At 65.8% G+C, this 22,490-nt stretch carries 22 protein-coding genes; 12 read left to right on the top strand and 10 right to left on the bottom strand.

Annotation, left to right across the window (positions count from 1 at the left end; genetic code table 11):
- Positions 1–7: 7 nt before the first annotated feature.
- On the top strand, positions 8–418 hold the full coding sequence (locus Q7J26_RS02445; protein WP_304934924.1) for a hypothetical protein: 411 nt from the start codon (positions 8–10) through the stop codon (positions 416–418).
- Positions 415–726, top strand: a complete 312-nt coding sequence (locus Q7J26_RS02440; protein ID WP_304934923.1) for a hypothetical protein — start codon at positions 415–417, stop codon at positions 724–726. The genes Q7J26_RS02445 and Q7J26_RS02440 overlap by 4 nt, the downstream gene beginning before the upstream one ends.
- On the opposite strand, the gene Q7J26_RS02435 is transcribed toward Q7J26_RS02440, so the two are convergent.
- Complete coding sequence (locus tag Q7J26_RS02435) at positions 678–2,429, bottom strand: recombinase family protein (RefSeq protein WP_304934922.1); 1,752 nt, start codon at positions 2,427–2,429, stop codon at positions 678–680. The genes Q7J26_RS02440 and Q7J26_RS02435 overlap by 49 nt on opposite strands.
- Positions 2,426–2,695: a hypothetical protein gene (locus Q7J26_RS02430; RefSeq protein ID WP_370651896.1), complete on the bottom strand. Its 270-nt coding sequence runs from the start codon at positions 2,693–2,695 to the stop codon at positions 2,426–2,428. The genes Q7J26_RS02435 and Q7J26_RS02430 overlap by 4 nt, the downstream gene beginning before the upstream one ends.
- Before the next feature lie 209 nt (positions 2,696–2,904).
- Here Q7J26_RS02430 and Q7J26_RS02425 point away from each other — a divergent pair, with 209 nt between their 5' ends.
- The 9 genes from Q7J26_RS02425 to gmk all read left to right on the top strand — a co-directional run bounded on the left by Q7J26_RS02425 (position 2,905) and on the right by gmk (position 11,143).
- The gene (locus Q7J26_RS02425; protein WP_304934921.1) at positions 2,905–4,263 is read left to right on the top strand and encodes a cytochrome b/b6 domain-containing protein; all 1,359 of its coding nucleotides are present in this window, start codon (positions 2,905–2,907) and stop codon (positions 4,261–4,263) included.
- Positions 4,264–4,347: 84 nt separating this feature from the next.
- Positions 4,348–5,295, top strand: coding sequence for an ACP S-malonyltransferase (fabD, locus tag Q7J26_RS02420; RefSeq protein ID WP_304934920.1), 948 nt, complete (start codon positions 4,348–4,350; stop codon positions 5,293–5,295).
- A gap of 4 nt (positions 5,296–5,299) precedes the next feature.
- Positions 5,300–5,902 (top strand): rhomboid family intramembrane serine protease, encoded by a 603-nt coding sequence (locus Q7J26_RS02415; protein WP_304934919.1) that lies wholly within the window; start codon positions 5,300–5,302, stop codon positions 5,900–5,902.
- Positions 5,902–6,642 carry a 3-oxoacyl-[acyl-carrier-protein] reductase gene (gene fabG / locus Q7J26_RS02410; RefSeq protein WP_304934976.1) on the top strand — a complete coding sequence of 247 codons (741 nt, stop codon included), beginning with the start codon at positions 5,902–5,904 and terminating at the stop codon, positions 6,640–6,642. Before Q7J26_RS02415 ends, fabG begins: the two co-directional genes overlap by 1 nt.
- 169 nt (positions 6,643–6,811) lie before the next feature.
- The gene (locus Q7J26_RS02405) at positions 6,812–7,051 is read left to right on the top strand and encodes an acyl carrier protein (RefSeq protein WP_008264317.1); all 240 of its coding nucleotides are present in this window, start codon (positions 6,812–6,814) and stop codon (positions 7,049–7,051) included.
- 155 nt (positions 7,052–7,206) lie between these two features.
- Positions 7,207–8,478: a beta-ketoacyl-ACP synthase II gene (gene fabF / locus Q7J26_RS02400; protein WP_304934918.1), complete on the top strand. Its 1,272-nt coding sequence runs from the start codon at positions 7,207–7,209 to the stop codon at positions 8,476–8,478.
- Between the two features lies 1 nt (position 8,479).
- A complete protein-coding gene (gene mltG / locus Q7J26_RS02395; RefSeq protein ID WP_304934917.1) occupies positions 8,480–9,631 on the top strand; it encodes an endolytic transglycosylase MltG in 1,152 nt (383 codons plus the stop codon).
- A complete protein-coding gene (locus Q7J26_RS02390; RefSeq protein ID WP_304934916.1) occupies positions 9,628–10,512 on the top strand; it encodes a YicC/YloC family endoribonuclease in 885 nt (294 codons plus the stop codon). The genes mltG and Q7J26_RS02390 overlap by 4 nt, the downstream gene beginning before the upstream one ends.
- Positions 10,502–11,143 carry a guanylate kinase gene (gmk, locus tag Q7J26_RS02385; protein ID WP_304934915.1) on the top strand — a complete coding sequence of 214 codons (642 nt, stop codon included), beginning with the start codon at positions 10,502–10,504 and terminating at the stop codon, positions 11,141–11,143. Before Q7J26_RS02390 ends, gmk begins: the two co-directional genes overlap by 11 nt.
- A gap of 139 nt (positions 11,144–11,282) precedes the next feature.
- Here the strand turns inward: gmk and Q7J26_RS02380 are convergent, their stop codons facing one another.
- The 8 genes from Q7J26_RS02380 to Q7J26_RS02345 form a co-directional block, all read right to left on the bottom strand.
- Positions 11,283–12,425 (bottom strand): pyridoxal phosphate-dependent aminotransferase, encoded by a 1,143-nt coding sequence (locus Q7J26_RS02380; RefSeq protein ID WP_304934914.1) that lies wholly within the window; start codon positions 12,423–12,425, stop codon positions 11,283–11,285.
- A gap of 4 nt (positions 12,426–12,429) precedes the next feature.
- Positions 12,430–12,894: a hypothetical protein gene (locus Q7J26_RS02375; RefSeq protein ID WP_304934913.1), complete on the bottom strand. Its 465-nt coding sequence runs from the start codon at positions 12,892–12,894 to the stop codon at positions 12,430–12,432.
- Positions 12,895–12,897: 3 nt separating this feature from the next.
- Entirely contained in the window at positions 12,898–13,707 is an 810-nt protein-coding gene (rsmA, locus tag Q7J26_RS02370; protein WP_304934912.1) for a 16S rRNA (adenine(1518)-N(6)/adenine(1519)-N(6))-dimethyltransferase RsmA, read from the bottom strand.
- 8 nt (positions 13,708–13,715) lie between these two features.
- Positions 13,716–14,711, bottom strand: coding sequence for a 4-hydroxythreonine-4-phosphate dehydrogenase PdxA (gene pdxA / locus Q7J26_RS02365; protein WP_304934911.1), 996 nt, complete (start codon positions 14,709–14,711; stop codon positions 13,716–13,718).
- Positions 14,708–16,063 (bottom strand): peptidylprolyl isomerase, encoded by a 1,356-nt coding sequence (locus Q7J26_RS02360; protein WP_304934910.1) that lies wholly within the window; start codon positions 16,061–16,063, stop codon positions 14,708–14,710. Before Q7J26_RS02360 ends, pdxA begins: the two co-directional genes overlap by 4 nt.
- 72 nt (positions 16,064–16,135) lie before the next feature.
- Positions 16,136–18,568 carry an LPS-assembly protein LptD gene (locus tag Q7J26_RS02355; protein WP_304934909.1) on the bottom strand — a complete coding sequence of 811 codons (2,433 nt, stop codon included), beginning with the start codon at positions 18,566–18,568 and terminating at the stop codon, positions 16,136–16,138.
- A 33-nt stretch (positions 18,569–18,601) separates the two neighbouring features.
- Entirely contained in the window at positions 18,602–19,738 is a 1,137-nt protein-coding gene (gene lptG, locus Q7J26_RS02350) for an LPS export ABC transporter permease LptG (protein ID WP_304934908.1), read from the bottom strand.
- Positions 19,735–20,871, bottom strand: coding sequence for an LptF/LptG family permease (locus Q7J26_RS02345; protein WP_304934907.1), 1,137 nt, complete (start codon positions 20,869–20,871; stop codon positions 19,735–19,737). The genes lptG and Q7J26_RS02345 overlap by 4 nt, the downstream gene beginning before the upstream one ends.
- 140 nt (positions 20,872–21,011) lie before the next feature.
- On the opposite strand from Q7J26_RS02345, the gene Q7J26_RS02340 reads away from it, so the two are divergent.
- Positions 21,012–22,487, top strand: a complete 1,476-nt coding sequence (locus Q7J26_RS02340; RefSeq protein WP_304934906.1) for a leucyl aminopeptidase — start codon at positions 21,012–21,014, stop codon at positions 22,485–22,487.
- The last annotated feature ends 3 nt before the right edge of the window (positions 22,488–22,490 follow it).

The following is a 22,490-nucleotide window of genomic DNA, read 5'->3' as shown; positions in this document are numbered from 1 at the left end:
ATATCGGATGACAGACTGGATCATCCCGCCCGACGTAGACGAAGCCGAACTGACGAAGTTCGCTGGCTTCACATACCTGATCACGAACCTGACCACGGGCCGCGCCTACGTCGGCCAAAAGGTTCTGAAGGAAAAGAAGCACGGCAAGGTCCGCCTCGATCTGTGGCGCCGCTACTTCGGATCATGCACCGAATTGAAGAAGGACGTGGCCGCGCTCGGCCCGGACAACTTCCGCCGGGAAATCCTGACGCTCTGCAAGACCCGGCCGTTGATGAACTACGAAGAGACGCGGGAGATGTTCGCCCGGAACGTCCTCTATGCCCGGCTTCCTGACGGCTCTCGCGCCTTCTACAACGGCCACATCATGAACCGCTTCCGACCTTCGAAGGTGGCGGGAATGCTTCAGGTGGGCGCATGATCCGGCGCGTCCTTGCAGCGATCTGGTCCGCGATCCTCGCCGTCCTCTGGTTCCTGAACGTGCTGGAACCGCCGGTGAAGGACTGCGCCCCCATGCTGTCCCTGTCGAAGGTCTACATGTGGCTGATGTTGCCCCTGACGGTCGTGGCTATCCTGACCCCCGGCAACGCCGACATGGTGGTGGCTCTATCCGGCATGTCCCTCGGAATTGGGAACTACGCCTTCCGCCGGTTCATGCAGGTCAAGACCAAGACCGGGGGTTATGCCTTGGCCCCGGTCAAGGAAGAGGAAGACGCAGCGGCTTCCTGACGGCGCAGGACCGCATCCAAGGTCGCTTCAAGCTTCGGATCGCCCCCGAGCATCCCGGCCCGGATCGGCGCAGCCATATCGACCGCAGTGCCATCGGGCAGGGTGACCGTCGTCAGGTTTTCCGTCAGATCGTATTCGGCGATGACGTTGCCCGCGTTGTCGAACTTGGCCCCGATCATCCCGCCGACCAGCGTCAACGAGAACGTCCGTTCAGGCTCGCCTCGCTGCGTGTCCACGGCGTTGCACCGGACTTCAGCCACGACCCCCTTAAGGGCGTCCATGACCTTCAGACGGGCCGCCTCGCGCGTCACCTTGTCCGGGCTGGCGATGGCGTCGCGGATTTCCATCACGCGCCGGGCATGTTCGGCCGGACTGACCCAACCACGGGCCTTGGCCAAGGCTTCCTCAAGAGGTCCAAGGCTGGCCTTCGCCGTCTTCAGGGCCGCGCTCAACTCTTCGAACCGGGCTTCGGCCATCGGGTTGTCGGGGTGCTTCAGATAGATGGCGTAGGCGGACCCGGCGAGCGTTTCGGCATCGGCTATGGCCTTCTTCTGTGCGGCCACCTGATGGACCAGCGACAGGCTGTCGTCAGGACGTTTGAAGTGCCGGTCATCGAGGGCGCGGGTCAGGACCACATCGAGCGCGGCGGCTTCGAAGGCGTCATACCGGAACGTCTCGTTGTGGGAGCACCCCCGACGCTGGTTGGCATCTGAACACTGGTAGACCCGGCTCTTGTTGGGCAGGGTCCGCAGATACATGCGAGAGCCGCAGTGATCGCAGAGGATCAGGCCCGAGAACAGGTTGACGGCCTTGCCTGATTCCCGACCGCCGGTCAGCTTGCGCCCGGCCATCTTCTCCCGCGCCTTGGCGACCAGATCGGCGGGCACGGCCCGTTCATAATAGCCGGGATGGAAGACCCCGGCGTTCTTCACCCGGCCGGGGTTGGCCCCGCCTGACAGGTAGTCGCCTTCAGCAGCAGGGGAGGTCAGGATAAAGCGGACGTTCGACTGATCCCATGTCGAGGTTCGACCCCACGTCGGCACCTTGTCGTCATTCAGTCGCTTGGCGATCATCCGCACACCGAGGCCATCGGCGGCCAACTGGTAAATCTTCACCACCGACGCGGCGTGGTGATTGCAGACCCGTTGGCCTTCTTTGGTGACCGTGATCCAGCCCGGCACCTTACGGGTGATCAGGTCGTATTTCTCCCGGCTGATTTTCTTTTCCCAACCGTCCGTCACCTTGTCAGACAGGTTCTCCGAATAGTCGTGTGCGGCCTTGGCCCCCAACAGGATTTCGAGGAAGTCCGTCAGCCTCGATCCACCGAAGGTGTCGCGGTCATACAGCTTGCCCGGCGACACGGTGGCGAACAGCACCCCGGCGTCGGTCATGTCTTCCATCCACCTGCGGGTGATCCGGCTTTCCATCCGGCTCAAGCGATCCAGCTTTTCGGTCAGGATGATCGTGCCAGCCGGAATCTCCCCGGCGCGGACCTCGTTGGCCAGTGTTCCGAGGTTCCCCGAGTTCAGGTGGTCGCCTGACCAAGCTGACCGCCCGAGGTCTTCAACCAGTCGGGTGACATTCCAGCCCTGCCGGGCCGCATAGGCGTGGCAATCCTCAAGCTGGCGTTCTCGGGACGCCCCGGTTTCCTGCCGCTTCGTGCTGAAGCGAATATACAAAATGCAGTTGACTGGCGCGTTCATGGGCCAAGCTGTGCCCAATGTAGAACCGTATAGCAATGCCAGCCATGTTCGCAACCTTTGTACGGGTTGATGGAGCGGTCGAAGCCGATGTCCGGACTGTCGTTCCGGGCGATGATGGTGCGGGCGTGTTCGGGCGTGAGGGTGGTGCGCAGCGGCGCGGCCTCGGCGTCGTCGTTCGTCCAGCCGTCGTCGAACGATTCATGCTGCTCGGGCTCGTAACGGCCTGTGGCATTCGAACGCGCGCCTCTTCCCTTGGCGGTTTGCATGAAAGGGAAGGTGGATCAGAAAATGGAACATAGCAAGAACATTTGTTCTCATTAGTCCGGCGCAAAGGCTCATGCGTCGAGCCGTTCAAATGATACAGTTAGTGTTGCGAAATGAAGCGTGGCGGGTGTAGAGGGGCGTCTCGTTTCCCCCGCGCGCCGAACAAGCAAGGCGGCGGGGGCTGGTTGCATCACTGATCCGGAGAGCCTCGATGGCCGCCCGTCGCTATTCCGCCGTCGCCATCGCCCTGCACTGGGGGATCGCCGTCTGCATCCTGTCGATGATCCCGATGGGATTGTGGATGACCGCCGCCATCGAACAGCCCGAAAGCCAGGCCCTGGCCTATCGGGTGTTCCAGATCCACAAGTCGATCGGTTTCCTGATCCTGGCCCTGACCGTGGTGCGGATCGTCTGGCGGCTGACGCATCGGCCGCCGGCCCTGCCGGGCGGGATGAAGCGGTGGGAGGCCTTCGCCGCCAATACGACCCATGTGGCCTTCTACGCCCTGATGCTGGCCCTGCCGCTGACGGGGTGGCTGTATGTCTCGGCCGGCTGGGCCGTGGCGCAGGATCGGGCGCTGGAGGTGGCGACCAGCTGGTTCGGCCTGTTCCCGATCCCGCACCTGCCGGGCGTGGGCGAACTGGCGGCGAGCGTGAAGCGGACCCTGGCCTTCCAGGCCGTGGGGGCGCATGCGGCGATGGCCTGGGGCGCGGTCGTCCTGATCGCCCTGCACGTCGGGGCGGCGCTGAAGCACCAGTTCGTCGATCGCGACGGAGTGCTGGCGCACATGGTTCCATTTCTGAAAGCGGGGCACGAGGCTGCGGTTTCCGCGCCGTCTTCGCCCTGGGTCGAGCGGGGCGTCGGCGTGGCCCTGATCGCGGTCGTGGCCATGGCCGGCGCCGTGGCGGCGCGGCCCTACGCCAGACCTGAGCTGGAGGCGATCCGGCCGGAAGCGTCCGTTCCAGCCTCGACGCCTGCGCCGGAAGCGGAATCCGAGGCTGGCCCTGCGCCCGGGCCTGCGCCCGAGCCTGAGCCGGTCGCGGCGGATGCGACGCCTCAGCCTGTAAAAGCCGGCGCTTGGACCATCGACCCCGCCGCCTCCAGCATTGCCTTCGCCGGAACCCAGTCGGGTGCGGCCTTCAAGGGCCGATTCGAACAGTGGGAGGGCCAGATCCGGTTCGATCCGGAGGACTTGGCCGGGTCCAAGGCGGTGATCACGGTGCAGACGGCCTCGGCCCGGACCGGCGACGCGACGCAGGAAGGGTCTCTGAAGGGCGTCGAATGGTTTGATACCGGCCAGTATCCGACCGCCCGGTTCGAAACGACCGGCTTCCGCGCCCTGGGCGGAAATCGCTATCAGGCGACCGGCCGGCTGCGGATCAAAGCGACGAGCCTGGCTGTGGTCCTGCCCTTCACCTACCGCGAGAGCGCCGGCGTCGCCACCGTGGAGGGACGGCTGGAACTGGATCGGACGGCGCTGAACCTCGGACTGGAGTCCGACGCCACCGGCGACTGGGTGTCGAAGATGATCGGTGTCCAGATCAAGGTCTCGGCGCGACGCGCAGGCTGAGGCGACGCATGCGCCGCCGCTTGCCCTGAGGGAAGTCAGGCCTTAGGGGTCCGCGCTCTTGATCAATGATTCAGGGAGCGGTCGATGACCCTCGCACTTCTGTTTCCGGGGCAGGGCAGCCAGGCCGTCGGCATGGGCGCGCAACTGGCCGACGCCTTCGCCTCCGCCCGCGAGGTCTTCGCCGAGGTGGACGAGGCCCTGGGCCAGAAACTGTCGGTTCTGATGCGCGAAGGCCCCGAGGACCAGCTGACCCTGACCGAGAACGCCCAGCCCGCCCTGATGGCGGTGTCCATGGCGGCGATGCGGGCGCTGAAGGTCGAGTTCGGGTTCGATGTCACGACGGCGGCCTATGTCGCCGGTCACTCGCTGGGCGAATATTCGGCCCTGGCGGCGGCGGGGGCGATCTCGCTGTCGGATACGGCGCGGCTGCTGAAGCTGCGCGGCCAGGCCATGCAGCGGGCGGTTCCGGTGGGGCAGGGGGCGATGGCCTCGCTGATCGGCCCCAAGACGGATCTGGCCCTGGCGGAAGCGGCGGCGGCGGCCGGTTCGGAAATCGGCGTCTGCGTGGTCGCCAACGACAACAACAACGGCAATATCGTCATCTCGGGCGAGAAGGCCGCCGTGGACCGGGCCATCGAGAAGGCCAAGGAACTGGGCGCGCGGGCGATCCCGCTGAACGTCTCGGCGCCCTTCCACTGCCCGCTGATGCAGCCGGCGGCGGACGAGATGGCGGCGGCCCTGGCGTCGGCGACCATCCTGGCGCCGGCCGTGCCCGTGGTGGCCAATGTGCTGGCGCGGCCGGAGAGCGATCCGGAAGTCATTCGCCGTCTGCTGGTGGAACAGGTGACCGGCCGGGTGCGCTGGCGCGAGAGCATGGAGTGGATGGCGACCGAAGGTGGGGCCACCCGCTTTGTCGAGATCGGCTCAGGCAAGGTGCTGACCGGCATGGCCAAGCGGATCGCGCCGGAGGCCGAGTGTCTGCCGCTGAATACGCCGGAAGAGCTGGAAGCCTTCGCGAAGTCACAAGCCTGACCATATGAGCCGGGGCGAAGCGATCCTGTGGGTCTGGGCGGCGAGCCTCATCCTCGTCTGGATCGCCGTCGCCGTTCATCTGGGGCAACCGCTGTGGATGCGTCAGCATTCGATCGATCTGACGGCCTATGGGACGTTCGAAGGCCGAACCTTGACGCTGGAAAACGGGTGGAAGCTGCTGGCCTCGCAATGGCTGCACGTCAAGTTTCCGCACATGGTGCTCAACGCCGTCATCATCGGCTTGGTCGGGTCTGCGTTAACGCGGCGGTTGAGTTGGCCGCTTGTTCTTGCATTAGGTCTGATCGGCGGCGCTTTCGGGCAATTGGCGTCGGCGCTGGTGCAGCCTGACGCCTATGTGTCTGGCGCGTCCCAAGCCTATCTGACGCTGTGTGCGACAGCGCTGGTGGTGCTGGGCCGCAAGAGCGTCGGCTGGTGGTCTGCGGTCGTGGGCGTCGCGGTCAGCGTGGCGCTGGACCTGTTTGTGAGCGGCCATGAGGGCGTAAAGCCGGGACATATCGTACCTTTCGCTATCGGTTTGATCGTTGGCGGCGTTTTTCTATTGTTGGACAGACATCGGCCTGATGGGGCGGTGCTTCGGAGGACATGATGTTCAATCTTGCAGGCAAGACCGCGCTGGTGACCGGCGCGACGGGCGGGATCGGCGGGGCGGTGGCGCGGGCGCTGCACGCCCAGGGCGCGACCGTGGTGCTGTCGGGCACGCGCGAGGCGGTGCTGGCGGATCTGGCCAAGGACCTGGGGGAGCGGGCGCATTTTGCGACGGCGAACCTGTCGGACCCCGAGTCGGTCGACAATCTGGTCGCGGCGGCAGAGGCGGCGGCGGGCGCGCCGCTGGACATCCTGGTGGCCAATGCGGGCATCACCAAGGACGGCCTGCTGATGCGGATGAAGGACGAGGACTTCCAGTCGGTCATCCAGATCAATCTGGAGAGCTATTTCCGCCTGACTCGCGCGGCGGTGAAGGGGATGATGAAGCGGCGTTCGGGGCGAATCATCGGCGTTACCTCGGTCGTCGGCGTGACCGGCAATCCGGGTCAGACCAATTATTCGGCGTCCAAGGCCGGGATGATCGGCTTCTCCAAGTCGCTGGCGCAGGAGGTCGGATCGCGCGGCATCACCGTCAACTGTATCGCGCCGGGCTTCATCGCCTCGCCGATGACCGATGTGCTGAACGAGCAGCAGCGCGAGACCATTCTGGGCCGGATTCCGGCTGGTCGGCTGGGCACGGGGGACGAGATCGCGGCCGCCGCCGTCTATCTGTCGTCGAACGAAGCGGCCTATGTGACGGGCCAGACCCTGCATGTGAACGGCGGCATGGCGATGATCTGATCGCGATCACGAAATTCAACAGACTATTTCTTGCCCGAAAGCCTGTGCTAAAGGGCTGGATGCAACGGCGGTTCGGGCTTTCGGGCTTGCGTCGCCTTCGCTGCCGTGAGACGGCGATTTCGAAGTTACCCCGCCTCTACGGCGATTTTAAACAGGCAGAGAGACACTCATGTCCGACACCCTCGAGCGCGTTCGCAAGATCGTCATCGACCATCTGGACGCCGATCCGGACAAGGTCACGGAAAAGGCCAGCTTCATCGACGACCTGGGCGCCGACTCGCTCGACAACGTCGAGCTGGTGATGGCCTTCGAAGAAGAATTCGACATCGAGATCCCGGATGACGCCGCCGAGCACATCCAGACGGTCGGCGATGCGGTCAAGTTCATCGACGAAAAGTCGGCCGGCTGATTTCAGCCCCCGACTGGCGGCCCGATAGGGCCGACGGTTCACAGGGCCGCCCGGCGCTCCTAGCGGAGTCGCCCGGCGGCCTTTACTGTTTCTGACCCATGCGAATCCGAAGTGATTCTCCGGGTTCGGACTGGAGAATTTTAGGAGCACGCACCATGCGCCGCGTCGTCGTTACGGGCATCGGTCTGCTGACCCCCCTGGGTTGGGGTGTCGAGAAGAGCTGGAAGGGCATCGTCGAGGGACGGTCGGGCATCCGCCCGATCACCGCCTTCGACACCACGGGCTATGGCTGCACTATCGCCGGCGAAGTGCCGAGCGTCGATGGGCGCGGCGGCGGCGGCGAAGGCGACTTCGACCCTGAGAAGATCATGTCGGTCAAGGACCGCAAGCGCGTCGACGACTTCATCCTGTACGCCATCGCGGCGGCGGACGAGGCCCTGGCCGACGCGAACTGGAAGCCCGAGACCGACGAAGACAAGGAACGGACCGGCGTCATGGTCGGCTCCGGCATCGGCGGCCTGGGCGCCATCGCCGAGACGGCCATCGTGCTGAAGGAACAGGGGGTGCGCCGCGTCAGCCCCTTCTTCATCCCCAGCGCCCTGATCAATCTGGCCGGCGGTCAGATCTCGATCCGCCATGGCCTGAAGGGGCCAAACCATGCGGTCGTCACCGCCTGCGCCACCGGCGCCCACGCCATCGGCGATGCGGCCCGGATGATCGCCCTGGACGACGCCGATGTGATGGTGGCGGGCGGGGCGGAAAGCTCGGTCGTGCCGCTGGGCATCGCCGGCTTCCTGGCCTGCAAGGCCCTGTGCACCGCCTATAACGACACGCCGGACAAGGCGTCTCGTCCCTATGACCGTGGCCACGCCGGCTTCATCATGGGCGAGGGCGCCGGGATCCTGGTGCTGGAGGAATACGAACACGCCAAGGCGCGGGGGGCCAAGATCTACGCCGAGGTCGTGGGCTACGGCATGAGCGGCGACGCCCACCATATCACCGCCCCATCCGAGGACGGCGAAGGCGGGGTGCGGGCCATGAAGATGGCGCTGAAACGGGCGGGCATGCAGCCGTCGGACCTCGACTATGTCAACGCCCACGGCACCTCGACCATGGCGGACTGGATCGAGCTGAAGGGGATCGAGGGTCTGGTCGGGGATCACGCTCAGAACCTGGCCGTCAGCTCGACCAAGTCGATGACCGGCCACCTGTTGGGCGCCGCCGGGGCCATCGAAGCGGCCTTCTGCGTCCTGGCGATCCGGGATCAGGTGGCGCCGCCGACGATCAATCTGGACGATCCGGAGATGGAGACGCCGATCGACCTGGTCCCGAACAAGGCCAAGCCGATGAAGATCGACGTCGCCATGTCCAACAGTTTCGGCTTCGGGGGCACCAACGCCTCGGTGATCTTCAAGAAGGTCGACTGACATGTTCGGACGGGGGCGGGTGGAAAAGCGTTCGGGTCTGACGGTGACCTTGCTGACCGCCTCGGCGACGTTCAGCCTGTTCCTGATCGCCGCCCTGGCCATAGTCTGGGGCGTCTACTACGGCCCCGGCCCCGGCGCCCGTCAGGGAGACCGCACGGTCGTGACCCTGGCCAGCGGGTCTGGCGTCTCGGCCATAGCCGCTCAGCTAAAGGCGGCGGGGGTGATCCGCTCGACCGACCTGTTCAAGGCGGCGGCGACTTTCACCGGCGCGGACCGCAGGCTGCGCGCCGGGGAATATGAGGTTCCGTCCGGGACCTCGCTTGGCGGCGTGTTGAAACTGCTGGTCGACGGCCGGGTCGTGCGCCATTTCGTGACCCTGCCCGAGGGCTGGTCGTCGGCCCAGGCGCTGGACATTCTGCGTAAGGAGCCGGTGCTGACCGGCACGGTCGAGGTCCTGCCGGAAGAAGGCAGCCTGTGGCCTGACACCTATGAGATCGCGCGGGGCGATACGCGCCAGTCGGTGATCGACCGGATGCAGCGGGCCGCCAGCGAAAATCTTCGTCTCCTGTGGGCCCAGCGAGGACCGGGAACGGTTGTGCGAAACCCCGAAGAGGCGGTGATCCTGGCCTCCATCGTCGAAAAGGAGACCGGTCTGGCGGCCGAACGCCCGCGTGTGGCGGCCGTCTTCTCCAATCGGCTGCGTCAAGGGATGCGGCTGGAGAGCGATCCGACCATCGTCTACGGCATTACCCAGGGTCTTCCCCTGGGGCGCGGCATCCGCCGGTCGGAACTGGACCGTCGGACGCCTTGGAACACTTATCAGATCGACGGCCTGCCGCCGACGCCCATCGCCAATCCGGGCAAGGAGGCGCTGCAGGCCGTGCTGAACCCGCCCGCCGAACAAGCCTTGTTCTTCGTCGCCGACGGATCGGGTGGTCACGCCTTCGCCGCCACCTATGAAGAGCATCTGCGCAATGTCGCCCGCTGGCGTCAGATCGAGCGTCAGAAGGCGGGATTGCCGCCCGAGGCGGCGGCCCCGGTCGCGCCGGGAACAAGCGCCGCCCCGATGGCGGACCCGGCCGAGCCGACGCCTCAGACGCCCGGACAGGCGACCCTGACCCTGCCCGCCGGCGCCACGCGAGGCGTGCAATGACCCGCCTGTCCGGCATGACCGGCTTCGGCCGGGCGGATGGGGCGGGCGAGGGCTGGACCTGGTCGGTTGAGGCCCGCTCGGTCAACGGCCGCAATCTGGAGGTCCGGTTCCGCGGCCCCAATGGTTTTGATGGTCTGGAACGGGCCGCCAAGGCGGCGGCCCAGGCGCGTCTGGCCCGCGGGCAGGTCACGATCGGCGTCCAGGCCAAAAGAACCGAGGCCGGCGAGGCTGCGGTCACCATCAATGCGGCGGTCCTGGCCCGCTATCTGACCCTCGCCAATGAGCTGGCCGAGGACGGGGCGACCCCGCCGTCCGCTGACGGCCTTCTGGCCCTGCGTGGGGTGATCGAGGCGCCGGAAGAGGTGGACGACCCCGAAGCCCGCGCCGTCCTGGAAGCCGCCATGGCCGGAACGGTCGAAGCGGCCCTGGACGCTCTGAAGGCCTCGCGCGAGGGCGAAGGCGCGCAGCTGACGCCGGTGCTGGAAGAGTTCATCCGCCGAATCGAGGCTCTGGTGGTCCAGGCAGAAAGCGAGGCCACGGCACAGGTCGTCGCCATCCGCGATCGGTTCAGCCGCCGCATGTCCGAACTGGCCCCGGATGCGCTGGGCCTGGAAGACCGAATCTTCCTCGAAGCGGCGGCCCTGGCGACCAAGGCGGATGTGCGTGAGGAGCTTGATCGTCTGGCGGCCCATATCGACGCGGCCCGCCAGCTGCTGGTCTCAGTGCCCGCGGGGCGAAAACTCGACTTTCTGATGCAGGAATTCATGCGTGAGGCCAACACGCTCTGCTCGAAATCGGCTACGACCGCGCTCACCGGAATCGGCCTCGAACTGAAGGCCGTCATCGAACAGTTGCGTGAACAGGTCCAGAATGTCGAATGAACGCACGCCCCGCCGGGGCGTCCTCCTGATCGTCGCCAGCCCTTCGGGCGCGGGCAAGACGTCGCTGTGCCGCCGGTTGATGGCGGACCACGGCGGGCTGGAGCTGTCGGTCTCCATGACGACGCGGGACATTCGTCCGGGCGAGGTCGATGGTCGCGACTATCATTTCGTCGATCACGCGCGGTTCCAGAAACTGATCGACGCCGACGCCTTCCTGGAATGGGCCGATGTCCACGGCAATCGCTACGGCAGCCCGCGCGCGCCGGTGGACCGGGCCCTGGCCGAGGGACGGGACGTGCTGTTCGACATCGACTGGCAGGGCGCCCGCGACGTGGCCGAGAAATGCCCGGAGGACGCCGTGCGTGTCTTCATCCTGCCGCCCAGCCTGGAAGAGCTGCGCCGCCGGCTGGTGACGCGGTCGCAGGACGCCGATGACGTGATCGAACGCCGCGTGGCCAACGCCAAGGGTGAGATCGAACACTGCGACGCCTTCGACTATGTGATCGTGAACGAGGATTTCGACCGGTCGTACGCCGAACTGGCCCACATCTATCATGCCGAACGGTCGTGCCGGTTCCGCAATCTGTGGGTGGACGACTACAAGGCGGCCCTGCTGCGCGAAGCCGTCTGACTTAAGAACGGCACCGCGAAGGTCGGGGGGGAACAACCCGTCGCGATGCCGTCTTCTACGCCACTGTTCAGACCTTAGCGGGGTCACGGCTTCCAGAGGGTGAACTCGCCTGTAGGGAAGATTGCCTACGGAGGCGCGCCTATTCCGGCATGGTGCCGTGTGCGCGATTCGCGAACCAGGGAATCAACCGCGCCAGGGCTGTTTCGATCTCGGGCGTCGAGACGGCGAAGCTGAACCGAATGAAACGGTGGCCGTCGACGGGGTCAAAATCGACGCCGGGCGCCGTGGCCACCCCGGTGTCGCGCAACAGATCTTCGCAGAAGGCCACGCTGTCGTCGGTCAGATGGCCGATGTCGGCCCAGATGTAGAAGGCGCCGTCTGGCGGCGCGATCTTCTGCAGACCCAGGGCGGGTAGGGCGTCCAGCATCAGCTGGCGATTGCGTCGATAGGTGTCGATATGGGCTTCCAGCTCATCCACCGCGTCCATGGCCACCCGGCCTGCATGCTGGCTGAGGCTGGGCGGGGTCAGGAACATATTGCCGATATAGGCGCGGGCGGCGTCGATCAGGCCCTCGGGAACCAGCAGCCAACCCAGTCGCCAGCCGGCCATGCTCCAGTATTTGGAGAAGCTGTTGATCACCATGGCGTCGGGCGCGAACTGCAGCATCGACGGGGTCGGGCCGACATAAGACAGGCCGTGGTAGATCTCGTCGGAGACGATGGCGATGTCGCGCGCGCGACAGACCTCGGCGATGGCGGCGAGTTCGGCGTCGGGGATGACGGTGCCGGTCGGATTGGCGGGGCTGGCGATAATGACGCCGGCGGGGGCCGGATCCAGCGCCTGGAGCTGGGTGGCGGTCAGTTGAAACCGGGTTTCGGGTCCGCAGGCGATCTCGACCGGCTCCAGGTGCAGGGCGCGCAGGGTGTTGCGATAGGCGACATAGCCGGGGCGGGCCAGGGCGATGCGGTCGCCCGGCCTGAAGCGGGTGCTGAGCGCCAGGACGAGGGCGGGGGAGGCGCCGCAGGTCAGCAGGATGCGGTCGGGATCGACCGTGACGCCGTAGCGGTCGTCATACAGGCGAGTGATCCGGGCGCGCAGATCGGGGCTTTCCCAATAACCCATGGCGTCGGCGTCCAGCACCTCATGCGCGCGGGCGATGGCCGCGGCGGGCGCGCCGGTCGAGGGCTGGCCGAACTCCATATGGATGATCGAGCGGCCTTCCGCTTTCAGCTGGTGCGCCAGGCGGCTGATGGTGATGGCGCGGAAGGGTTCGACGGTCATCAGATCACCTACGTTCAAGGCGTTGAGCCAGCGTGGACAAAAACCAGACTATTCCCAGGCACAGAACGCCCATGGTGACCGTTATCCAGCCTGTCGGCGTAGGATGGACGTCAAGCCAATTAGGGTTTTCACTGAGAATGCACCCCCAAGAGCCGTGAACCACAATGTTGATCAAGCCTGCATTGATGATGTGCAGAGCACAGGCGTAACCTATTGCTGTTAGCGCAACGCCCGTTCCCCAATAGATCGTGAACAAGAGGAGGATTATGCTCGACGTGCCTGCGAACCACGGGGTGTCCTTCATGACCGCCAAGACGTTGCAGGATTGCCCCATAGCTCTGATGAACGATTCCAGAGCAAACTGAGCCAGCAGCGCGATAACCATCACGATGTAGAATATGATCCTGGGCCAGCGATGTCGGCGACGTATTGGCATTTTGCCCTGTCCCTTATCGACGACGTTGCCCATGCCTTAAGCCAGCGCATCCGCCAGACGCAGGAAGCCCGCCACGTCCACGGTTTCCGCCCGCACGTCAGGCTCGATCCCTGCGGCCTCGCATAGGGCGGCGCCGCCCAGCTGTTTCAGGCTGGAGCGCAGCATCTTGCGGCGTTGGCCGAAGGCGGCGGCGGTGACGCGTTCCAGCTTCTTCAGGCGTTCAGGCGATGGGCGCTCGTCCAGCGGGACCAGATGGACCACGGCCGAGGCCACCTTGGGCGGCGGGGTGAAGGCGGCGGCGGGCAGGTGCATGACGATGCGGGCGGTGCAGACGGCCTGGGAGATGACCGCCAGACGGCCGTAGGCGTCCTCGCCTGGCCCTGCGGCGACGCGCTCGGCGACTTCCTTCTGGAACATCAAGGTCAGGCTGTGGGGCAGCCAAGGGCCGGTCAGCCATTTGATCAGCAGGGGCGTGCCGACGTTGTAGGGCAGGTTGGAGACCAGATGGGTCGGGCCGGAGACCAAATCCGCCTCCTTCACCTTCAGGGCGTCGGCTTCGACGATCGTCAGGCGGCCGGAGCCGTCATCCAACTCGGTCAGCAATGGGATGAAGCGCGGGTCCTTTTCCACCAGGACCACGGGACCGGCGTCGGATTCCAGCAGGGCGCGGGTCAGGCCGCCAGGGCCGGGGCCGACCTCGATCACAGCGCGGCCGTCGAACGGCCCGGCCATGCGGACGATCTTGCGCGTCACATTGAGGTCCAGCAGGAAATGCTGGCCGAAGCTCTTCTTGGCCAGCAGGCCGTGGGCGTCGAGGGTTTCGCGGAGGGAGGGAAGGTCGGTCACACGCCCTGTTAGCGCGCGGCGCGGGCCGCCGCCATCTCCGATGCCAGACGAATGGCGGCGATCAGACTGTCGGCGCGGGCGATCCCCTGGCCGGCGATGTCGAAACCGGTGCCGTGATCGGGCGAGGTGCGGATGATCGGCAGGCCCAGGGAGACATTCACCCCGCCCCAGAAGTCCAGGGTCTTGACCGGGATCAGGGCCTGATCGTGATACATGCAGATGGCGGCGTCATAGGTCGCGCGCGCCTCGTCGTGGAACAGGGTGTCGGCGGGCCTGGGGTCGGTGATGTCGATCCCCTCGGCCCGCAGTTGCGCGGCGACCGGGCGCAGGATCTCGATCTCCTCCAGGCCCAGGGCGCCGCCTTCGCCGGCGTGGGGGTTTAGGGCGGCCATGGCTAGGCGCGGGCGAGCGATGGCGAAGTCGCGCTTCAGGCTTTCGTGGACCACGCGGGCGGTGCGGGCCACGCGATCTGCGGTGATCAGTTCGGCCACCTGGTCCAGGGCGACATGGATCGTGACCAGACAGGCGCGCAGATCCTTGGCCGCCAGCATCATCACCGGCCCCCGCGTGCCGGGATAGGGGGCGTCGGCGGTCAGTTCGGCGATGAATTCGGTATGGCCCGGAAAGCGGAAACCCGAGGCGTACATCGGAGCCTTGGCGATCGGCGCGGTCACAAGGCCGGACGCCTCGCCGGACAGGACGAAACTGACGGCCTCTTCGATACCGTCGGCGACGGCCGGCGCATTGGCCGGATCGGGACGGCCGACCTCGACCGGGACCGGCAAGGGCCGATGGATCACCGGCAGGGCGCGCCCGAAAGGCTGGACCGCATCGGCGGGGGTATTGATTTCGACCACCAGTACGCCCTGAGCGCGGAGCAGATCCGCGTCGCCGATGACGGCGAAGGCCAGCGGCTCGGTCTTCAGGGCGTTCCAGGCGGCGGCCACGATCTCCGGCCCGACGCCGGCGGGTTCGCCCAGCGTCAGGACCAGAGGCCGGGTCATTTGAACTCGATCAGGGCGTCGCTGCGCAGGTCGCGCAGATAGCGGCGTTCGAGCACGGCCAGGTTCTGGGCCCGCAGACGACCCTCGACCTGTTGACGGTTCGGGGCCTCGGGGCCGCCGACCCGGCGACCGCAGACGGCGACCAGGTGCAGGCCCAGCGGGGTGCGGATCGGCGTGGAGACCGAGCCGATCTCGCCGGTGCGGGCGAACTGCTGGAACTGGGGCGCCAGGTTGGCGACGTCAGATTCGCCGAGGTCCGCCCCGATCACCCCCTGGGTCGCGCGCGCCTGGGACAGGATGTTGTCGCAGTTCAATCCCTGACGCAGGCCTTCCAGAGTGCGGGTCGCGGCGGCCAGATCGGCCTCCGACGCCGTCTCGGGCAGTTCGACCATCAGTTGCCGCAGCGAGACCAGGCTGGTCGCCGCGCCGTCGCGCTTGTCGCGCATATAGATGATGTACACCCCGCCATCGACGGCGATCGGGTTGGACAGCTGGCCGGGCTGGAGTTGGTCGAAGATGGTCTGGAGCGCGGGCTGGACCGTGCCCTTGACCACCCAGCCGGCGTCGCCGGGCACCCGGGCCGAGGCCGAAGGGGCGGACGAGAACTGCTGGGCGACGGCCTGGAAGGGCGCGCCCTGGATGATCTGCTGCACCAGTTGGCGGGCGCCGTTCATGGCGGCTTCCTGGCCGCCGACGCGCGAGGCCTCGATATAGATTTCGCCGATCAGATACTGGGGCTGGGCGGCCGCATCATTGAGACGACGGACTTCCTGGTCGACCTGAAGCGTGCTGGGGCGGGCGCGGCTGTTGAAGCGGCCGGGCACCAGCTGGCCCCAGCCGATCTCGGTGCGCAGGCTCTCGCGGAAGGCGTTCGGCTGAATGCCGCCCTGCTGAAGGAACTCCATATAGGCGGCTGGGGCGACCCCGGCCTGGCGCGCCATCTGGGCGATCTCTTCGTCGATCTCCTGGTCGGTGATCTTCAGGCTTTCGAACTTGGTGATCTCCTGCGCCTTCAGGCGCTCTTCGATCAGCCGGTTGAGGGCGGCCTGCTGAATCGCCGGCAGGTTCTGCTCGGTCGGCTGGACCTGCGACGAGGCGATCAACATCAGCATCTGCTGACGCAGGTCGAAGCCGGTGATGATCTTGTCGTTCACCGTGGCGACGATGCCGTCGGCCATCTCGAACTGAGGGGCGGGACGAGCCGTTGCGGGTCCGTCACCGGCCGCCGGATTGGGCGCGCCGGCGGCGGACGCCTGCGGAGCGGCCGGAACGGACGCCGTCTGACCATAGGCCGAACCGGCGAGGAGGACCGCCGCGAGCGCAGCCCCCGTCGAATAACGCATCAAACCCATTGGTCGTCCTGATTCCTCACAGCGGTCCGTTTGCCAGGCCGGCAGACGGTCGCGCCCCGTAAAGCGTCATGCTCAACGCATTTCACCCTGTCCATAACCTGAACCTCCGAAAGTGGCGAGGTTTAGGCGTATATAGACGCCGTCCGAGGGGCCGCTGGCTCGCACGCGTGTATTGTCGCGGCGATATCCGAACTCGACGCGCAAACAGTCGTCGTCGAACAGGACGCCGACCTCCTGACGAGTGATGATGTTCCGTTCCAGATCGGCGATGCCCGTGACGGCGACACCCCAGTCGCCATAGACGAACTGCTGTCCCGAAAGCTGCACGAATTCGTAGTTTCGGTTCTGATCGCCGGTCAAGGGATTGGAGCGATCCACGATATAGCTGACGGACGCGAGATTGCGGCGTCCCCAGCGGCCGTCCAGCGCCGCCTCGGCGCGACGAACGTCGCCGGACCCATCGATGGTCGCGTGACCCCAGCTGCGAATTCGATCGGAAGGCGAGAAACTGCCCTGCACCACCCAATCCGACGCCGAGGACGCAAGACCGGTCGGATCGTAAAGAGCGCCGGTCGTGCTGTCCGGCACCGTAGTGCGGAAGGCGTCTTCGTCATCGGCGCGATAGCTTCGGCCGACGAACAGGCTGGCGCTACGCCCTTCCGACCAGCGAATCGTCGCGCGACCGCCAGCTGTGACTCGCGGCCCGCCCTCGACCAGATCATATCCGGAGAAGCGATCCATGCGGAACAACGACGACTCGTCCAGCTCGATGACCTGCGAATCCTCGTTCGGAATGCGAGGATCTATGTCCGCCTTGTTGGAAACCGAAACCTGTACGACCGGCTCGAGGATGATGTCCGCGCGCTGGGTGCGTCTGATCAGCGGATAGCTGACATCGACCCCGGCGCTGGCGCGCGTCCGGCTGAGGGTCTCGTCGCTCTCGACGCCCATCATCGGCGGCAGATCGGACAGCGAGTAGAGGTCAACTCTCGCGTCGATGAACGGCTCGATCCGCAGACCTGAGCCCGTGATGAAGGTTCGACGCCACTCCGCCTGCGCGGTCACCCTGCGGCTATCGACGCCGGACAAGCCCGTCGTCACCGAAGGCACGATGTCAGGGTTCAGGATCGGCGCACCGACGAAATTGTCGCGATAGAGCGAGACGGCCGATCCCTTCAGCCGCAATCGACCGCCGAAGACCGGACCCGAAGGTTCCCAGCGGGCGTCGATCAGAGGCGCGACCAGAGGCAGGTCGTCGTCATCCTCGAACACCTTGAAGCCGGAGGCGTCGCGGAAGTCGTTGTCCTCGTAGGCAGGGTCCAGCCGCAGGCTCTGAATGGAGAAGGCGGCGACCGACACATAGGATCGTTCGGTCTGACGTTCGGCGTAGATCTGGCTGATCAGGCGACGACGGTCGCCGTAATAGAGTCCGTTGTCCTGATAGGTGTCGCGCACGTCGTAGCGGTCGAACAGTGTCTTGTCCGACGTGCGCTCGGCCGTGAACCCGAAACGCCAGGGGCCGTCAGGATCGTATTCGCCGTGCGACAGCAGATAGCTGCGGTGTTCCTTGTCGCCGAAACGGACGTTGCTTTCGTAATCTCCGTCGCCGTTCAGATCAAAATCGCCGAAGTTCCGCTCGTAGGTATAGCCGCCGCGCGCCATCACGGAACCGTTGGCGAACCGGCGACGCCATTGCAGGTTCAGCAGGGGCGAGACATTGGTGTTGATCTGAGGACTGATCAGCCAGTCTTCCGACGGCGAGACCACGTGAAGATAGGGAACCTCGATCGAGACGCCGCGACCTTCATCATAGTTGACGATGGGCACCAGGAAGCCGGAGGCCCGCTCCACCGTCGGATCGGGATGGGCGAAAAACGGGGTGTAGAAGACCGGGACGCCGCCGACCCGGAAGATGGCGTTGCGATAGATGACGGCGCGCAGGGCTTCGTCCTGGACGACCTTTTCAGCCTGGATCGAAATGCTGGGCCGTTTGGGGCCGTTCGCATCGCAGATCGGGCAGGGGGTGAAAATGGCGTAGTTCAGTTCGTTGACGTTTTCGCTCCGCCGAACCGCCGTCGCCGCCATCAGACTGGCGCCGTTCTCGAACCGTGTCGCGAAATCGACTGCTATGGCCGCCTTAAGGTCGCGATCGGTTTCCAGATGGCTGGCGTAGACGATGGTTCCATCCGCCGAAACGGCTTCCACACGGCCGCTGGCCGAGGCCGCGCCGCTGGACAGGTCATAGGCGAGGTTGTCGCCGCGCAGCACATTGCCGTCGGCGCGCAGATAGACCCGGTCGCCGCCGTTGCTTTCGGCGGTGATCACTTCGCCGGTGCGACTGGCGCTGCCGGCGTCGACATAGACCGCGCCTTGGGGCAGGCCGTCCGAGGCGGGCGTCGTCTGTGCTGCAGCGACCCCGGCGAAAGGAACGCAGACGAACAGGGCCGCGCCGGCCAGAAGCCGCGCCCGGAAGGCCTTCGAACGCTGATCGCGATCACCCTGCATGAACCATCCGTCTGTCTTGAGCGAGGCGCTCGCTTAGCCGTCTTCGGTATAGAACAGCAAGGTGAAGGCGGCGAGCGCCGTCAATATCGGCGGCAACCAGGCCGCCACGAAGGGGGGAACCACCTCGGCCGACCCCATGGCGGACGAAAACTGGTTCAGGAAGAAGAAGGCGAAGCCCAGCACCACGGCCGCTACGCTCATCTTCGCCAGGTCGCCCAGACGCATCAGCCGCAACGAAAACGCCGCCGCCAGGATCGACATGGCTGCGAAGACCAGGGGCGTTACCAGCAACTGCTGGAACCGTAACCGATAGGCGGTGGAGGCGAACCCGGCGTTTTCGATTCGCTGGATCTGGTTCGGCAACGACCAGAAGGGCGTCGATTGAGGGCGGGCGAAACGCTCGAAGGCCTCTTCATCCGCCAGACTGGAGAGGAGGTCGAGGCTGGAATAGGTCACGGCGCGCTGGCCGATGCTGGCGCCGACTGCATCGGTCAACCGCCAGCGGCCCGCACTGAGAGCGGCGGACTGGGCGTCGATTCGTTCCGAGAAGTCCCGGTTGCCTTCCGCATCGGTCGTGTAGATGAAGAAGGTGACGTCCAGAAGTCGGGCGTTGGCGCGGTCCTGACGCCCGGCGCGAATGATCATCTGCCTCTGGTCGTCGCCCTCGCGCAGCCAGATGGCGTCGTTGGAACTGGCGCCGGGGGCTGTTCCTGAGATGCGCGCCCGTTCGCGCTGCCAAAGGCCGTCGCCGGCCGAAGCGAGCGGCCCCAGAACGGTCACGGTCAGAACCCCCAGGACCAAGGCCATGCCTGCAGCCGGCAGGACGAACCGCCAGGCCGACACGCCCGCCGCCCTCATGGCCACCAGTTCGCTGCGTCGGTTCAGGCCGATATAGGCGGCCAAGGTCCCGAACAGGAAGACGAAGGGCAGAAGCTGAACGATCACCGACGGCGATTTCAGGGCTACGAGACCCAGGATACGCAGGGCGGACACGTCCTGATCCGAACCCACGCCACGCGACACCTCGACGAAGTCGATGAGCATCACCAGAGCGGAGATCACGGCCAAAGCCACGCCCAGGGAACGAAGCTGCTGGATCAGCACATAGCGTTCGATTCGGCCCAACCGAGGCAGGCGCAATCGGGAAGGCGAGAGAAGGGCCAGGGTCATGCGAATCTCGCGCGCAACTGGTCGATGACCGGCAGCTTTCGGCGCTTGCGGGGCTTGAGGGCGCGGAACAGCACCCGCATGGCCGCCGCGACGACGATCAGGGGCGCCAGATACTGCAGGATATTCATCCACGGGTTCCAGGCGCTGGCGGCCACCAGTCCGTAGCCGATCACCCGCACCAGCAGGAAGACGCCCGCCGCCTTGGCGATCCGCAGCGAATATCCGGTGCGGCTGAACGATCCGCCCATGATGGCGGCCAGGGCCATGGCCATGGCGACAAGCGCGTAGAGCGGGGCTGCGATGCGGGCGTGAGCCTCGGCCAGCAGTTCGCCGCGCGATCCGGCGGTCTCCAGCACGCGGGGCGAGGGGTTCAACAGCTGGCGAAGATAGAGGTCGGCCGGCTTGTAGCGAATCTGCTCGGTCACGTTGGAGAACTGACCCAGGGGGAAATCGTATCTGTCGAAGGACAGGGTCTCGAGCACGCCACGCGACGAATATTTCTGCCAGGAACCGTCGATCATGGTGAGAACCGGTTCATTGGCGGCGTCACGGCCGAAACGCGCCTCGGCGGCGCTCCAGTTCTGGGTCGACTTGCCGTCGTCGAGGTAGACGAACAGGTTCTTCAGAAGACCGTTCTGTTCGATCTGCTGGACATAGACGGTCAAGCCGTCCGGTCCCTGGACGAACTGGCCCTCCTCGACCAGCAGGGCCGCCAGATCGGTGCGAATGGCGAAGGCCTGGTTTCGGGCTTCACGCTGGGCCCAGGGCTGGGCGAACAGGGTCATCACGAGATTCAGGATCAGCACCAGGAACGCCAGACGCGCTGCGGGCGAGATCACCTGCCATCGCGTCATCCCGCCGGCGAAGGCCGCCGTCAGTTCCTGCTCGCGCTGCATTCGGGTCAGGGCGATGAGGGCGCCGACGAACAGACCGATCGGCAGGATGACGGCTAGGAGCTGGGGCAGGGCCAGCAGGGTCAATTTCACCATGACCCACACGCTCTGGCCACGTTCGACAATGACTTCGAGTTGGTCGAGGCTTTGGCTCAGAATTCCGATTCCAGCCAAGGAAGCGCAGGTCGCAACCACGGGCAGCGAGATCTGGCGGAAAAGGTATCTTTGAATCAGGGTCATGGGCGGATGGACTTCGCCCGGTTGCAGGCGGCGATAATGAGGCGCATCTAGTAGCACAGGAGGGCGCGTCCGCGACAAGCAGACGCGCCGTTTGTCTTTTTCCATTGTAACGCCGGGTGGGGCCTGGCTGGAGTCGCTGTATGAAGATCGAGTTCGTCGCCGCCGTCGACGCCGCTGAAATTCTCGCCGTGCCTGTTCATGAGGACCGCGCTCTCGCCGGTTCAGGACCAGACCTGGACACCAAGACCAATGGCGCCCTGACCAAGGCGATGTCCAAGAGCCGCTTCGTCGGCAAGGCCGGACAGACCCTGAGCATCGCCGCGCCGTCGGGCGTGAACGCCGACAGCGTGCTGCTGGTGGGCGCTGGGGCTGCGGACAAGCTGGACGATCTGGCGGTCGAGGCCTTCGGCGGCGCCGCCTATTCGGCGGTGAAATTGTCGGGCGCAGAAATCCTGACCATCGACGCCTCGGGCCTGACGCCCGACCAGGCGGCCCGCGTCGGCTTCGCCGCGCGTCTGGCGGCCTATCGCTTCGACAAGTATCGCACCACCCAGAAGCCCGACAAGATTCCGTCGATCACCACTGTCCGCGTCGTTACGTCGGATCTGCGGGCCGCCGAAGCCGCGCTGGAGCCGCTGTCGGCCGTGGCCGACGGGGTGATCTTCGCCCGCGACCTGGTGTCCGAACCCGCCAACGTCCTGTACCCGGCCGAGTTCGCCAAGCGCGTCAAGGCGTTGGAAAGCCTGGGCCTTGAGGTCGAAATCCTCGGCGAGGCCGAGATGGAGAAGCTGGGCATGCGCACGCTTCTGGCCGTCGGCCAGGGCAGCCGTCGCGAGAGCCAGCTGGCCGTGATCAAGTGGAACGGCGGCGCGGCCGGCGGTCAGCCGATCGCCTTCGTCGGCAAGGGCGTGTGTTTCGACACCGGCGGCATCTCGATCAAGCCGGCCGACGGCATGGAAGACATGAAATGGGACATGGGCGGCGCGGCCGCCGTGACCGGAACCATGATCGCCCTGGCCGGCCGCAAGGCCAAGGTCAACGCCGTCGGCGTGTTGGGTCTGGTCGAGAACATGCCGGACGGCGACGCCCAGCGTCCGGGCGACGTGGTCGTGTCCATGTCGGGCCAGACGGTCGAGGTCATCAACACCGACGCCGAGGGCCGTCTCGTCCTGGCCGACGCCCTCTGGTACACGCAGCAGCGTTTCAAGCCGAAATTCATGATCGACCTGGCCACCCTGACGGGCGCCATGATCGTGGCCCTGGGCCTGGATTACGCCGGCGTCTTCTCGAACTCCGACGAGGTCGCCGATCCAATCCTGGCGGCGTCGAAGAAGGTGGGCGAGAATTTCTGGCGGATGCCGATCCCGGACATCTACGAACAGCATATCGATTCGAAGATCGCCGATGTGAAGAACACCGGCAACGGCCGCGCCGGTGGTTCGATCACCGCCGCCCTGTTCCTGCAACGCTTCACCAACGGCGTGCCTTGGGCGCACCTGGACATCGCCCCGACCGCCTGGGCCAACAAGAGCCCCAGCCCCACCGTGCCGGAAGGCGGCGTCGGCTTCGCCGTGCGCACCCTGGATCGCATGGTGGCCGATACTTACGAAGCTTGAGTT

This window comes from Brevundimonas sp. (assembly GCF_030656255.1).
Taxonomy (GTDB): Bacteria; Pseudomonadota; Alphaproteobacteria; order Caulobacterales; family Caulobacteraceae; genus Brevundimonas.
This window is presented reverse-complemented; position numbering and strand designations above follow the sequence as displayed.

Excerpts from the sequence above, each read along its gene's own strand:
- Q7J26_RS02445 (WP_304934924.1), top strand. The coding sequence starts at position 8 with ATGACAGACTGGATCATCCCGCCCGACGTAGACGAAGCCGAACTGACG.
- Q7J26_RS02440 (WP_304934923.1), top strand. The coding sequence starts at position 415 with ATGATCCGGCGCGTCCTTGCAGCGATCTGGTCCGCGATCCTCGCCGTC.
- Q7J26_RS02435 (WP_304934922.1), bottom strand. The coding sequence starts at position 2,429 with ATGAACGCGCCAGTCAACTGCATTTTGTATATTCGCTTCAGCACGAAG.
- Q7J26_RS02430 (WP_370651896.1), bottom strand. The coding sequence starts at position 2,695 with ATGCAAACCGCCAAGGGAAGAGGCGCGCGTTCGAATGCCACAGGCCGT.
- Q7J26_RS02425 (WP_304934921.1), top strand. The coding sequence starts at position 2,905 with ATGGCCGCCCGTCGCTATTCCGCCGTCGCCATCGCCCTGCACTGGGGG.
- fabD (WP_304934920.1), top strand. The coding sequence starts at position 4,348 with ATGACCCTCGCACTTCTGTTTCCGGGGCAGGGCAGCCAGGCCGTCGGC.
- Q7J26_RS02415 (WP_304934919.1), top strand. The coding sequence starts at position 5,300 with ATGAGCCGGGGCGAAGCGATCCTGTGGGTCTGGGCGGCGAGCCTCATC.
- fabG (WP_304934976.1), top strand. The coding sequence starts at position 5,902 with ATGTTCAATCTTGCAGGCAAGACCGCGCTGGTGACCGGCGCGACGGGC.
- Q7J26_RS02405 (WP_008264317.1), top strand. The coding sequence starts at position 6,812 with ATGTCCGACACCCTCGAGCGCGTTCGCAAGATCGTCATCGACCATCTG.
- fabF (WP_304934918.1), top strand. The coding sequence starts at position 7,207 with ATGCGCCGCGTCGTCGTTACGGGCATCGGTCTGCTGACCCCCCTGGGT.
- mltG (WP_304934917.1), top strand. The coding sequence starts at position 8,480 with ATGTTCGGACGGGGGCGGGTGGAAAAGCGTTCGGGTCTGACGGTGACC.
- Q7J26_RS02390 (WP_304934916.1), top strand. The coding sequence starts at position 9,628 with ATGACCCGCCTGTCCGGCATGACCGGCTTCGGCCGGGCGGATGGGGCG.
- gmk (WP_304934915.1), top strand. The coding sequence starts at position 10,502 with ATGTCGAATGAACGCACGCCCCGCCGGGGCGTCCTCCTGATCGTCGCC.
- Q7J26_RS02380 (WP_304934914.1), bottom strand. The coding sequence starts at position 12,425 with ATGACCGTCGAACCCTTCCGCGCCATCACCATCAGCCGCCTGGCGCAC.
- Q7J26_RS02375 (WP_304934913.1), bottom strand. The coding sequence starts at position 12,894 with ATGGGCAACGTCGTCGATAAGGGACAGGGCAAAATGCCAATACGTCGC.
- pdxA (WP_304934911.1), bottom strand. The coding sequence starts at position 14,711 with ATGACCCGGCCTCTGGTCCTGACGCTGGGCGAACCCGCCGGCGTCGGG.
- Q7J26_RS02360 (WP_304934910.1), bottom strand. The coding sequence starts at position 16,063 with ATGGGTTTGATGCGTTATTCGACGGGGGCTGCGCTCGCGGCGGTCCTC.
- Q7J26_RS02355 (WP_304934909.1), bottom strand. The coding sequence starts at position 18,568 with ATGCAGGGTGATCGCGATCAGCGTTCGAAGGCCTTCCGGGCGCGGCTT.
- lptG (WP_304934908.1), bottom strand. The coding sequence starts at position 19,738 with ATGACCCTGGCCCTTCTCTCGCCTTCCCGATTGCGCCTGCCTCGGTTG.
- Q7J26_RS02345 (WP_304934907.1), bottom strand. The coding sequence starts at position 20,871 with ATGACCCTGATTCAAAGATACCTTTTCCGCCAGATCTCGCTGCCCGTG.
- Q7J26_RS02340 (WP_304934906.1), top strand. The coding sequence starts at position 21,012 with ATGAAGATCGAGTTCGTCGCCGCCGTCGACGCCGCTGAAATTCTCGCC.